Raw genomic sequence first — 13,123 nt, forward strand, 5'->3', positions numbered from 1 at the left:
CGAATGGTTGCTGAGCATGATTACAGTCGCCACTACAAAAACCAATTATGAAGGTAATTTTCGAACATCAATCTCACCCTGCTGGACTGGGCTTTTTAGTGAAGGAGTACGTACAAACCTACTTCACGTCGTCTTTTCATTTTCACGATTTGTATGAACTTATCTGGATCAAAAAAAGCTATGGTAAACTTTATGCGGGCAAAAACATCATGAACTTCCAAGAGGGTGACGTTTATCTTTTTGGCCCGGGTTTCGGCCACTGTTTCTATAATGAGAAGACGTTTATCGAACAGGGAGAAAAGGCACACGCGGTAGCTATATTTTTTAAAGCGGATTTTTTGGGCGAAGGCTTTTTCGAGAATGCCGCTTATGTGCGTGTTAGGGATATGTTGGATAAGTCATCCTTCGGTCTCCATATCCAGCATACGCCAACACCCATTCATGACTTGTTTACAACCCTTACTAAACAAAACGGCATGGATGAACTGATTACATTTTTAAAATTGCTCAACGAGGTCTCCCGTTTGCCACAAATGGATGTGAAAGTGCTGAATGAAACCCTATCTGTGATGAAGCTCACCAATAAGGATTCCGCCAGATTAGAGCCCGTGCTTAAATACGTGATCGAAAACTTCCGGGATGAACTCGACAGCAAAACTGCAGCCACTTTGATACACCTCAATGAAGCGGCTTTTTGCCGATATTTCAAAAGGCGTATGGAGCAGACCTTTTCGCAATTCGTCAACAATGTCCGCATCATCCATGCTACCAACCTACTGCTTACCGAAGAATGGGACGTCTTGCGTATTTGTTACGAAAGTGGCTTCAAAAACCTTTCCTATTTCAACCGGCAATTTAGAGAAATTACCAACCAGAGCCCAAAAGAATATCGAAAAGCTTTTCGGGGTGCCAATGAGGCATTAGTGATGGATAATCAGACCGATTGAAACAAGATGGTGCACTAATCCGGTCGAGCCAAGGAAAGGATGTACATAACCATGGTTTCTGCGTCCTTTTCCGATAGTGTTGGGTGTGGGGGCATCACCACATTTCCCCATGTACCCTTGGTACCTAGCATGATCCGTTTTGCTAGGATATTGATATAGGTACTGTTCATCGGGTACCGGGCGGCGATGTCCTCGAATGCTGGGCCACGTTTTCTATCGGCTTCTTTGTGGCAGGTAGCGCAGTCGGAATAAGACATCAATACCCTTCCTTTATCTAATAACTCGATCGAAGGCATGATGTCTGCTTCTCCTCCTAGCCTCTCAATGGGCAGTTTCCTGCTTTCCTGTGGCTGATTCCCGCTTCGACGGCTTGCTTCGGACGTACATCCCGCCATCACTACGAAAACCAATAACACGATAAAATCAGAAAAGGAGACATACATGACCATCGGATTTTGGTAAAGATACGGAAACACTGCATTTTTCTAAGCGTATTACCAAGATCGCCTGGATAGGGGATGTTAGCCCCTAGCTAAATCCCTTGCGCTGCCAGCCTTTTCGATAGGTGCGGCGTAGGTATTTTTCCGCAGCTGAATAATTGGGAAACTTCATATTGGCCGCATCCCATTCCAGTACTTTCCCCGGTACGCGAATAGCTACGGTACCCAAAAGGATCGCCTCGGTCATCGGCCCCGTTTGGCCGAAATATGATTCTGTTTTAGCCCGGTCCAAACACGCCTCTACAAAGTGATGGTAATGGTTACGTTCTTCCAGTTTAGGATATTTATAGTCCTTGAATTTGCTTTCCGGGAGCAGTACAGGCGTTCCGCCATGTGGAATAAGCAGTGCTCCTTCGGTACCAATCAGCATGGCAGCCTCCTCTGGATAGTTCCCGCCTGAATATAGCGCACGTACCTCTTCAGGAGGATAGAATTCGCCATCGAACCATTCCAGAGGCAACGTATCTGATGCCGTCCGTTCATTGCCGGGAAACATCCAGGTAATGTGGTCGCCTTGCGGCCACGTATCGCCACGTCGTTCGGGCGAGTCCTCCCATGATTTCTGCACTTCCGCCACTACCGATAAAGGCGACTTCAAGTCCAGCCCTTTCCAAACCGCATCAAAAATATGGCAGCCGATGTCACCTGACCATCCGGTGCCAAAGTCCTGCCAGGTACGCCATATCGCGGGATGATAGATATCAGCAGCATAAGGTCGCATAGGCGCGGTACCAATCCAATTGTCCCAGTGCAAATGTGCGGGCGGCTCCTGGCCTTGCGCCGGTCGCGGTCCAGCCAGTCGGTAACCCGCAATGCCCGAACGGTTTGAGCAAAGGTAGGCATGTTTTACTTTCCCGATAATGCCCGCTTTGATCCATTTAACGGCCGTCCGGTCGCCAATTGAAGAAGCAATCTGTGTTCCCAATTGGGTGACGACCCCAGCTTTTATCGATGCTTCCGTAAGGACACGTACTTCGGCTACATCGTGGCACATGGGCTTTTGAAGATACACGTGTTTGCCTGCTTCGATGGCCCCCATAGCGATGATAAAGTGGTTATGATCGGGTACCGTGATATTTACAGCGTCGATTTTGTTTTTTTCCTTTTTAAGGAGTTCACGCCAATCGGTATACAGGCGTGCACCGGGAATAATCTCTGCGGCTTTTTTCAGGTTATTTTCATCTACATCACACAGGGCCACGATTTCCACGTCCGGATGGGATTTGAAATTTTGGAGATCGTGAGCGCCCATACCGCCAACACCAATGCAGGCATGCCGCAATTTCCCGCCAGGCAATGCAGCTAGTGCTTTAGCTGAGGCCTCTAGCATAAATGGTACGCCCATGGCCGCCGTTGCGGCTGTCAATAGAAATTTTCTCCGTGATGTTGAATGGTTATTGTCCATGTCTTTGCACATTCGATTTACAGGTTTAAAAAATTGGTTATCTTTTACCTCACACAAAGATAACACATCAAACTTGTATATACAAGAAAAAACACGATCAATCCGGAAGTATCTTCACGCGGATATTCCGAAACAGCACCTTGCTCTGCGGATCATGCCCCTGCAACGCGAAAGTTCCGCTTGAAATGGTATGTCCTGTATGGGGTTCAATATCCGTTCTAGGTTCATTGTATTCCAAAATGAGCTTTCCATCGATCAGTATCCGAACCTGATTCCCGTTCACGACAATATGTTGTGTATACCATTGTTTATCGATCACAGGCACCGTATCCACGTGTACAATACCATAGATACTGCCCGATCTCCGCCAATCAGTGTGGGAAATATTTACCTGCACTTCGTGGCCAATACGAGGGAAACCTGCCTCCTGAAATTGGGTATGGAAATAGATACCGGAATTTGAACCGGGGAATGTCATTACATCCACTTTTAGTTCAAAATTCTTGAAATCGTGATCATTCACATTTCCCGCATAAAAAAGATGTGATGTCGGACCATTTACCACAATCGCGCCGTTTTCTACCTTAAACGTTTCCGGGTGCTCGTTGACTTTCCAGCCATTCAATGTCTTACCGTCGAAAAGAGAAATCCACCCATCATTCGATTTCGGTATATCCGAATCACCTCCAGCAGTACCTCCATCGCTAGCAACGGACCTTACGCTTAATAGCACTAATAATGCTATTGAAAAAAACCTGTTCATATACATATATATAATTTAATAAAAATCAAAACCCCAACAATTTGGTCAATAAGGCGACGGGCTCACTGTGGTCCAGCCTCCGTCTACGATCAATGTCTGCCCGGTAATATGCCGGGCGCTGTCACCCACTAAAAATAAGGCAGCAGCGGCAATGTCATCCGGCCTGGCTGCACGCCCCATCGGCGTGATCGAAGCCCATGTCGCGGCATATGCCGCATCCGCTGCTGTACGTTCGGTGAGCGTCGCCCCGGGCGCTACCGTGTTCACGTTGATGCCATACGGCGAAAGCTCTACCACCAGGTTCTTGGCTAGCATCTCCAGCGCGGCCTTAGACATCCCATAAGCTGCAAGGTCTTTGTGGGCTTGATGACCCGTAACGGATGATGTGAAAAGCAACGATCCTCCACGCCCTTGCCGAATCAGCTGCTTGGCTGCCGCCTGCGCCAGAAAAAAGGTGCCGCCCAAGTTCACCGCCATCACTTTATGAAACGACTCGGGCGCATAGCTTAAAAAATCGCCGAATAGCGTAATCCCCGCGTTGGCAATCACGATATCCAATGTACCTGTTTCCGTAACTGCACGATCTACGATCCCTTCGATGAATGCAAGGTCGCCCGAATCACCGGGGCATGGTAGGCACCGGCCCACGGCGTTAATACGTGTTGCCGCATGGGCTGTCAACGCTTCATCGATATCATTCAGCAGTACAGTAGCTCCTTCAGCCGCTAGCTGATGAGCAATTTCGAATCCGATACCCTGGCCTGCGCCTGTGATAATCGCTGTTTTGCCGATAAATCTTCCTTTGGTTATCTTGTCCATGAGTTATTACGGTTTAATCAGTGCGAATCTCGTGATACCTCACTTCCTGATCCGCCCTTCAGGAAATCGAAATCCGCACCCAGGTGCGCCTGCTCCACGTGCTCCACATACAGTTTCGCATATCCCCGGCTGAAACGGTCCTCAGCCGGAACCAGCAGCCCACGGCGGCGCTCAAGCTCATCCGCACCCACCAGCAGCTCCAGCCGGCGGCCGGCAACATCAAGACGGATCAGGTCGCCGTCGGCAACCAGCCCCAGCGTGCCGCCCGCGGCAGCCTCCGGAGAAACATGAAGAACGACCGTCCCGAAACCCGTGCCGCTCATCCGACCGTCCGAGATCCGCACCATGTCCGTAACGCCCCGCTCCAGCAGCTTCTTCGGGATGCCCATATTGCCGACCTCGGGCATACCCGGGTACCCCTTCGGTCCGACGTTCTTCAGCACCAGCACCGAGCGCTCATCGACATCCAGCTCCGGATCGTCGATCTTCAGTCGGTAGTCCTCGATATCCTCGAACACAACCGCCCTGCCCGTATGCTGCATCAGCGCTGGCGTGGCCGCGGAGGGCTTCAGTACCGCCCCGTCAGCACACAGGTTCCCCCGTAGCACCACCATGCCCGATATCGGATTGAAAGGATCCTCCACCGTCGAGATAACCGTCCCATTCAGGCTTTCGCAACCCGTAATATTTTCACCCATAGTCCGGCCATTAACCGTCAGCACGTCGGTATGCAGGGATGCCTCGATGGAATGCATCACCGCTGGCAACCCCCCGGCATAATACAGGTCCTCCATGAAGTACTTGCCCGACGGCTGCAGGTTGGCCACCAGCGGGACATCACGCGAATACCGGTCGAAATCTTCCAGCTCCAGCTCCACGCCCATACGACCCGCAATGGCCATCAGGTGGATCGCGAAATTCGTCGATCCACCGATCGCTGCGTTCACACGGATCGCGTTCTCGAACGCACGGCGCGTCAGCACGTCGGACAGCTTTACGCCCTCCCGAACCAGATCCACGATCCGACGACCGGAAAGCTGCGCCAACACCTTCCGGTTCGCATCCGCAGCCGGTATCGCCGCATTCCCCGGAAGGGTGATCCCCAGCGCCTCAACCATCGCGGCCATCGAGGAGGCCGTACCCATCACAGCGCAGTGACCGCGGCTCCGGCACATCCCCGACTCGGCCAGGTTCAGCTCTTCCTCCGTCATCAGCCCCTGCCGCGCATCCTCCGAAAATCGCCACAGGTCGCTCGTGCCAATGTCCCGTCCCCGGTACTTCCCCGTCAGCATTGGACCGCCCGAAACAACAATCGTCGGAAGGTTCACACTGCAGGCGCCCATAACCAGCGAAGGCGTCGTCTTGTCGCAGCCGCAAAGCAGGATCACCCCGTCGAGCGGGTTCGCACGGATCGACTCCTCCACATCCATGCTCGCCAAGTTGCGGAACAGCATCGCCGTCGGCTTCATCAGCGTCTCCCCAAGAGACATCACCGGAAACTCCACCGGAAAACCGCCGGCCTCCAGAACGCCCCGACGCACTGACTCCGCAAGCTCGCGGAAATGCGCGTTGCACGGCGTCAGCTCGGACCACGTGTTGCAGATCCCGATAACGGGCTTTCCCCGGAAACTGTCCGAAGGTATACCCTGGTTCTTCATCCATGCCCGGTAAATGAAACCGTCCTTACCCGAACGACCGAACCAATCCGAACTCCTTAATTTCTTCATCGTCATATTCGTTTGTTAATCATGCAATTGGCAGTTGGCAATCGTGTGTTGGCAATCCAGACACCGCCATTTCTACTAGAAAAGTGGATCCGCTATCTGGATATTGCGCAAGCTGCTCATCACTCATTTCTTTCTGGGCTGTCGTCACCAGCAAACGATCCAGCGCTGGGCCTACGAATGCACAGGACGAAACATGCGGCACGGGCATGGGTATCCAATGCGCTAGTTCGCCCGTCACGGAATTAAAGCCGCCAACACCGCTCCCACCCCAAATAGCCACCCAAATCGTCCCCGCCGTATCCATCGAGATCCCATCCGGAAATCCCATCGATGCAGGAACCTGCACGGCTATCCGGTCAAACGTAATCTCACCGGTTGCCACATCATTCCGGTATGCCTTAATCTCCCTCGTCGGGCTGTCCGTATGAAATAGGGTCTTCCTATCGGCCGACCAGCACATCCCATTAGGAATCGACACCCGTTCAATTTTTTTAGTCGCGTGCCACGACCCCGAAACGCGGTACAAATCTCCCGCTCCTGGTTCATGGTCTACATGGGTTGTTCCAACCCATAGGTTTCCGAAACAGTCCACAGCACCGTCATTACAGCGATGGTTTTCCCAATCCCTCTCTAGATCGGAAATCAACAACAGCTCGTGCGATTCCAGATTGTAAGTACCTATGCCTCCTTGCGCGCCGGCAACGAGCAGGTTATCATTGCCGTCGACTTGGCAGATCAACGAAATCATCCGGCTTCCTGCGTACTGCTTCACCGCGCCATCATCCAACTTGTATTCAAAGATGGCATTACCTAAAATATCTACCCAGAAAGCGCTGTTACGCCCGGAATGCCACATTGGACTTTCACCCAGCTTGCAGGCTGGGGCATCCACTTTCTTCACTTGCTTTTCATTAAACATCATTGCGCCTATCCCAATCGGTCAATAAATCGACCGCAGCTTTCACATCATCGAGATTGTTATCCCAATCATGCTCACATTCCACGAAGATAAATCCTTCGAATCCTTGACGCCTTAACTCCGCAAACACTGCTTTATAGTCAATGATTCCGCTTCCGACTTTTACATCAGCCGCATCCGGATTCCCAAAAGCATCAAGGTCTTTCGCATGGATACTTGCCAAGCGTCCTTCAAGCTGCTTTAAGCATGCTACCGGATCAAGTCCGCTCCGCACCCAATGCCCGAGATCGCCACAGACCGCGAAATTCGGGTGGCCTTCCAAAGCGGCGAGAACCGAATCGGGGTGCCAGAATCGGCTCTGTTCCTTGGCATGTTGGTGGATAGCTAGCTTGAGACCATAATCCCCGGCCAAACGATCCAGCTCATCCCAAAGGTGCGGTTCCGGCTCACCCACCAGAAATTTCAACCCCAGTTGTTTTCCCTTCTCGAACAGCACCTGCCATTCGGCACTGGTCTTACCGTCGGCATACATGGAAACCATACGCAGACCATTTTCCTGCACGAGCGACCGGACGTCAGCAAGTTCGGATTCACTCAACGCGGAAAGCGGTCGCTCACCGAATTTTCCACCCAGTTGCTGGAAAGAGAAGCCCTCCACGTAATCTACCCCGCTTTGTTTCGCTTTTTGCAATCCCTCTTCCAGCGAGAAGCGATTAAACGAGTATAGGGCAACCCCTACTTTGGAGCCTTCGTTTTGCTCCCCTGGGGTACAGCCTGCACACCAGGCGGCTACCGCCAACATCATTACTATTTTTATCTTCATCATCTAACGTTTACGACAAGCATCATTACCCCCATGCACTTTCGAATCCATGTTGCTGAAGGATGTCTTCTGGCACACCATCCCAATTTCCCGGACGGTTGCCCATATATCCGATATCTTTTACGCCAATTTCACTGGTAAAGAACCCAGAGGCCGTCAAATTACGGACTAAATTGAAAAAAGCAATACCGGGCATCATATCAGCATCGGCTTTTGCCGGATAGGCGATCGCATCCACCAACTCCAATTGTTGTTTTTCTTCGCACTTTACAAACGCATTGCCGTAACGCCGATGGCTTTGTATATCCAGCCATTTTAACCCACCACGCATCGGCACCTGGTAGGAAGGGATATCCTTTACCATAAACTCAATAAATGCCGGCACCCCCGCATCCGTGGCACTACCTGAGACGCCATCGGCGGGGATGATGATATCGGAAAGCACGGCAATCGTGGTCAGTTCGTGGTCCGTAAAAAACGTTTCGGCCGCTAACCGTTGATTGCGTTCATGCTCGGTACCGGTAATACCGGGCAGCTTCTCCACATCGGCCTTACTTCCGTTTGCTGTCTTCGCTCCAGGGCTACAAGCGTCCAGTAGCAACGCCCCACCGGTTGCTGCAAGCCCAAGAACCTTGATCGAATCTCTCCTATTCATAAGCTAGAATTTTGTTGTTAAATAGTTAGTTTGTTCCGCTCTTCAATAATATATTCCGCCGTGCGCATCGACAGTGCAAGAATGGTCCACGTCAGATTTTTATCACCTTGTTGCACAAAAGGACCGGCATCTACAACGAACAGATTTTGGCAGTCGTGAGCCTGCCCCCATCTATTTAGTACCGATTTTTTCGGATCATCTCCCATACGCGTTGTGCCGCCTTCATGGATGATCTTACCGGGCGCTTCCAATCCGTAAAGCGTTTCAGGCCCCGGCATCGGCGAAATGGCAATGGCACCCATCTCGTGCAGGATTTCTTGAAAAGTTTCTTGCATATGCTTAGCTTGCGCAATCTCCTCACTGCCCCATTTATAATGGAATCGCAGCACCGGAATACCGTATTTATCTACCCTTGTAGGGTCTATTTCGCAGTAATTATCATAACGGGCAAGCGCCGTACCACGGCCTGCCATGCCCACGCCGGTACCGTAGAACCGTCGATAGTCATCCTTCAAGGCAGCACCGTATCCCCCTTGTTCGCGTTGGCCGCCGTCTTTCGTCGGCACCATATGGTTTACATGTGGAACACCATCCAGAAAGCCAAAGGAAGGCATATGCAAACCACCGCCGTATTCGATATGGTACCCTCTAGGGAAATTGAGCTTTTTATTGTCTTCCCACCAAGGCGAGTAAATGTGCACACTTCCAACACCATCTTCGTTATAGCGTTTCCTATCCAACAATTGTGGGAGCAGTCCGCCTGCTCCTGCGCCTGTAGAATCGTGCAGGTACCGGCCTACAAGCCCACTGCTGTTCGCAAGTCCCCCCGGGTGTGCCGAAGATTTAGAGTTGAGCAGCAACCGTGCACTTTCACAGGCGCTTGCGCCGAGGATCACCAGTTTCCCTTTCACGGTATGTTCCTCAAGGTTCTGTGTATTGACGTAAGAAACACCAGTGGCCAACCCTTCGTTGTCGGTAAGCACTTCCCGTACCATCGCATGGTCAATGACCGTCAGGTTACCGGTCTTCATTGCCGGTATAACGAGGCATGACGACGATGAAAAATCACCATACACCTTGCATGACCTGCCGCACTGACCACAATAAAAGCAAGTACCGCGGCCTTCGACTCCCGGGAGGGCTTCCGTCAGTACCGAACCGCGGCCGGCGATAACAGGAACTCCTGCTTTCTGTGCTCCCCGTTTGATATAAAGTTCATTCAGTCTTGGCTTGGGCGGCTTTAAAAATATACCGTCGGGCTCGTTCTTTATCCCTTCCACTGTGCCATATATCCCGATCATGCGGTCTATGCGGTCGTAAAAGGGTTTGACCTCGTCGTAGCTAATCGGCCAAGCATCCGTCACACCGTCAACAGGCTTGAAATCATCTGGCCCCATACGTAAAGAAATGCGACCCCAATGGTTCGTGCGCCCGCCAAGCATACGAGCCCGAAACCAATCGAACTGTGTGCCGCCAACCCGCGTGTAAGGTTCCCCGTCAAGCTCCCAACCACCGTAAGCAGCATCGAAGTCGCCGAATGGCCGGGTTGTACTTGCACCGCGGCGCGGAGATTCCCACGGCCAGCGCATTTGAAGAGCATCTTTAGCGGGGTCAAAAAAAGGACCAGCCTCGAGCATCAATACGTTCAATCCAGCATGTGCCAATACATAACCAGCCATCCCGCCGCCCGCACCGGAACCGACAACAATAGCGTCATACAAAACGGGACTTTCCTTAATTTGAAATGAACTCATACGCATATTCTTTATTTCTGAATTTCGACTTTATTTCCCGCTCGGTACCCATACACTTCGGAAAGCGACAAACAATCCGGATAAGGGATTATCCCGTCTGAGCACGTCACATGAGACAAACTGGCTGCTGCAGCACAAACCCCAAGATCAAGGCACACTTCCATCTTCCATCCTTCGTGTATACCTAGCAATACACCGGCTGCCAAGGCATCGCCCGCTCCATTTGCCCCAACCACCTGCTCCCGGGGGAGTTGCAGGCTGGGCTGGTATAACTGCCTACCATCCCGGTGCGCTGCCCATACACCATCCGGGTGATGGATGATGATCCATTCGTTAACCCCCATCCGGAAGATGATCTCAAAAACCTCCACACATCGGCTGCCCATTTCCTCCTGGCCTGCCACGTTCATCACATCGATCCCCGACAGCCGGCTTGCTTCATATTCATTGAGGAACAGGTAATCCACGTACGGCAACGCGCAGGGAATGATCGTGGCGAAACGATCCGAATCTTCGCTCACCAAATCAATGGACGTCAAAAATCCTTCCTTCTTGGCTTGCTCCAGCAAATGCGAAGCCTTAGTCCTGCCGTTGTCCTGGATTTCATCCAACCGGTCCAGCAGGAGCAGGTAACCCAAGTGAAAAATCCTGGCATTCGAAATACGGAAATCGAAATGACCGATATCCAAAAGCGAATTGGCACCCCGGTGATGGAAAAACGTACGTTTCCCGGTTTGCTTTACCGAGGTCACAATGGTATAGGACGTCGGCGTATCAGGGGTCATTTGCAGCTGCCGCACGTCGATGCCCGCCTCACGGCAATGGTCGACGATCCGTACCCCATTGAAGTCATTGCCTACCAAGCCAACGGCCTCCAACCGAAAGGGAGCCCCCAGTTTGGTTAAATCCATCAAAATATTATAAGCCGACCCCCCATTGCTCGTGTACTCGTGCAGAATATTTACAAGAGACTGTTCTGCCGGGAACTTGTCGATCAGCTTCACCTGATCCAATATCCAGTTGCCGGCTATCAGCAACCCCGACCGATTCATTTGATTTATTGACATGGTCTAATTGGTTCTTCTTTCCGCTGCTGCTTTGCTATTCACTAAGCAACTTCACCAGCGGAGGTTCATCTTCTATGATTTCGGGGAATCGCCCGATTTCAGTATCCCAAAAGAAATTATCGTTTTCGTCATCGTTGGCAGTGGAAACCTCACCGATAATGCACTCGGCAGAAACCGGGTAAAATGCATGCCAAAGCAGCGGTGTGATCGTGATACGTTCTCCGGCTTTTAGCAAAATAGGCTCACCATTGCTAACCGCCCGGTATTCACCATTGATTTTGACGTTTATAACTTGCCCCCCAACGGTATCCGGGCTTTCTCCCCAAAGCGTAACGGCGAGTTCACCCACCCTGCAGATGATATCTTCCTTTTTCTGTTTATGGTAATGTGCCGGTGTGGTTTGATCCCGCCAGGCATACATCAGTTTTTCACAATATTCGGATTCAGCGGCAAGGTTTACCAATACCAGCCCTTCTTTGCGGAAAATACCCAATCCAAAGTCCGTCACATCCCATGCCGGATTGGGTGGCAGCACCCAACCGTTACGTTCAAAAAAATTGATCGCAGATCGAACTGCATAATTTATTTCTGACCTTTTCATATCACAAGCGTTGAAGGAAATGAGACATCTACGAAGGAACCGGATTCCTGGGAAAGCAGTGCTGCTTTGAAGATCCGATGGCTATCTACCGCTTCTTCCGGTGTAGCGCAACCGAATTTTCCATTCAGCAGGCCTTCGCGCTCGGCAACGTATGCCGCAATCATCTGCATGAAGCAGTCGGGAAAACCCGCTTCGAAAATACCGCCGGTAATGGTTTCAAAGGGCATTTGAAATCCGAGGTCCGTGCGCTTCCACCATTGCTCTGCACCATTGGTAAACTGCCAAAAAGCCTTGGTGTCTTTGGTACTGTACCGTACACCGCCTTCCGTCCCGTAAATCTCGATATACCATGTATTGGTTTCACCCGGCGCCAAGCGTTTCATTTCCAATTGCATGGGCACCTGCTCACCATTGATATCAACCTGGGTGCTCAATGTCGCATTGTTCCAAGTATCACATACCGCCATTCCTCCCTTACCGTCAGGTCGTTCGGTAATGATTTTCTGCAATTGAGCGAATACCTTCGACGGTTTCCAACCCAACCGCAGTGGTACGTGAAGGGCATGCATACCCAGGTCTCCCATCACACCGATTTCGCCGCAGTATTGCGATTGGCGCTTCCAATTGATGGGCTTCTGTGCGTTCATATCGCTCGCATGAAGGAAACCCGACCGGATTTCAAATATCCGACCCAGTCTTCCCGACTGCACTTCGGCGATCACCCGCTGCGGCCCGGGCAGAAAAGGCATTTCCGAGCTGCAACGTACAAATCGCCCTAATTTCGTGGCTTCGGCGGCAATCGTCTCCGCCGCTTCCTGATCGATGCCGAAGGGCTTTTCCCCCAGCAAATCCTTGCCCGCCCGCAGGATATCCAGATAGATCTCGCGGTGCAGGTTATGTGGCACAGCGATGTATACCACATCCACCTCGTCGCTGTTGATCAGCTCCCTGTAGTCCGTAGTCAGCAACGAAACGCTGTCAATCTGTTTATACCAGGATAATATTCCTTCGTTCAGGTCGCATACCGCAGTAAGTCGCACCCGAACCGGAAAATCCTTCAGCGCAAACCACCGCCCGAACGCGCTGGCTGCCTCACGTCCCATCAGACCGCCGCCGATGATGCCTATATTGACCGTTTTCATT

The 13,123-nt window shown here is 51.5% G+C and carries 13 protein-coding genes; 1 reads left to right on the forward strand and 12 read right to left on the reverse strand.

What is annotated here, in order from left to right; translation table 11 throughout:
• The first annotated feature begins 47 nt into the window (after positions 1–47).
• Positions 48–947: an AraC family transcriptional regulator gene (locus IEV98_RS22695; protein ID WP_188508334.1), complete on the forward strand. Its 900-nt coding sequence runs from the start codon at positions 48–50 to the stop codon at positions 945–947.
• A 14-nt stretch (positions 948–961) separates the two neighbouring features.
• Here the strand turns inward: IEV98_RS22695 and IEV98_RS22700 are convergent, their stop codons facing one another.
• From IEV98_RS22700 to IEV98_RS22755, 12 genes are all read right to left on the reverse strand, one after another.
• Positions 962–1,390, reverse strand: a complete 429-nt coding sequence (locus IEV98_RS22700; protein ID WP_188508335.1) for a c-type cytochrome — start codon at positions 1,388–1,390, stop codon at positions 962–964.
• Between the two features lie 85 nt (positions 1,391–1,475).
• Positions 1,476–2,864: a Gfo/Idh/MocA family protein gene (locus IEV98_RS22705; protein ID WP_229738920.1), complete on the reverse strand. Its 1,389-nt coding sequence runs from the start codon at positions 2,862–2,864 to the stop codon at positions 1,476–1,478.
• Positions 2,865–2,949: 85 nt separating this feature from the next.
• A complete protein-coding gene (locus IEV98_RS22710; RefSeq protein ID WP_188508336.1) occupies positions 2,950–3,615 on the reverse strand; it encodes a 3-keto-disaccharide hydrolase in 666 nt (221 codons plus the stop codon).
• A 45-nt stretch (positions 3,616–3,660) separates the two neighbouring features.
• The gene (locus tag IEV98_RS22715; protein WP_188508337.1) at positions 3,661–4,434 is read right to left on the reverse strand and encodes an SDR family NAD(P)-dependent oxidoreductase; all 774 of its coding nucleotides are present in this window, start codon (positions 4,432–4,434) and stop codon (positions 3,661–3,663) included.
• Between the two features lie 17 nt (positions 4,435–4,451).
• A complete protein-coding gene (locus tag IEV98_RS22720) occupies positions 4,452–6,161 on the reverse strand; it encodes an IlvD/Edd family dehydratase (protein ID WP_229738921.1) in 1,710 nt (569 codons plus the stop codon).
• Positions 6,162–6,180: 19 nt separating this feature from the next.
• Positions 6,181–7,083, reverse strand: coding sequence for an SMP-30/gluconolactonase/LRE family protein (locus tag IEV98_RS22725; protein WP_188508339.1), 903 nt, complete (start codon positions 7,081–7,083; stop codon positions 6,181–6,183).
• Entirely contained in the window at positions 7,073–7,906 is an 834-nt protein-coding gene (locus tag IEV98_RS22730; RefSeq protein ID WP_188508340.1) for a sugar phosphate isomerase/epimerase family protein, read from the reverse strand. The genes IEV98_RS22725 and IEV98_RS22730 overlap by 11 nt, the downstream gene beginning before the upstream one ends.
• Positions 7,907–7,928: 22 nt before the next feature.
• Positions 7,929–8,558: a gluconate 2-dehydrogenase subunit 3 family protein gene (locus tag IEV98_RS22735; RefSeq protein WP_188508341.1), complete on the reverse strand. Its 630-nt coding sequence runs from the start codon at positions 8,556–8,558 to the stop codon at positions 7,929–7,931.
• A 17-nt stretch (positions 8,559–8,575) separates the two neighbouring features.
• A complete protein-coding gene (locus IEV98_RS22740) occupies positions 8,576–10,312 on the reverse strand; it encodes a GMC family oxidoreductase (protein WP_188508342.1) in 1,737 nt (578 codons plus the stop codon).
• 11 nt (positions 10,313–10,323) lie between these two features.
• Positions 10,324–11,379 carry a carbohydrate kinase family protein gene (locus IEV98_RS22745; protein WP_229738922.1) on the reverse strand — a complete coding sequence of 352 codons (1,056 nt, stop codon included), beginning with the start codon at positions 11,377–11,379 and terminating at the stop codon, positions 10,324–10,326.
• Between the two features lie 34 nt (positions 11,380–11,413).
• Complete coding sequence (locus tag IEV98_RS22750) at positions 11,414–11,980, reverse strand: D-lyxose/D-mannose family sugar isomerase (protein WP_188508343.1); 567 nt, start codon at positions 11,978–11,980, stop codon at positions 11,414–11,416.
• Entirely contained in the window at positions 11,977–13,122 is a 1,146-nt protein-coding gene (locus IEV98_RS22755) for a Gfo/Idh/MocA family protein (RefSeq protein WP_188508344.1), read from the reverse strand. Before IEV98_RS22755 ends, IEV98_RS22750 begins: the two co-directional genes overlap by 4 nt.
• Between the last annotated feature and the right edge of the window lies 1 nt (position 13,123).

The organism is Parapedobacter pyrenivorans, from assembly GCF_014636865.1.
Lineage (GTDB): Bacteria > Bacteroidota > Bacteroidia > Sphingobacteriales > Sphingobacteriaceae > Parapedobacter > Parapedobacter pyrenivorans.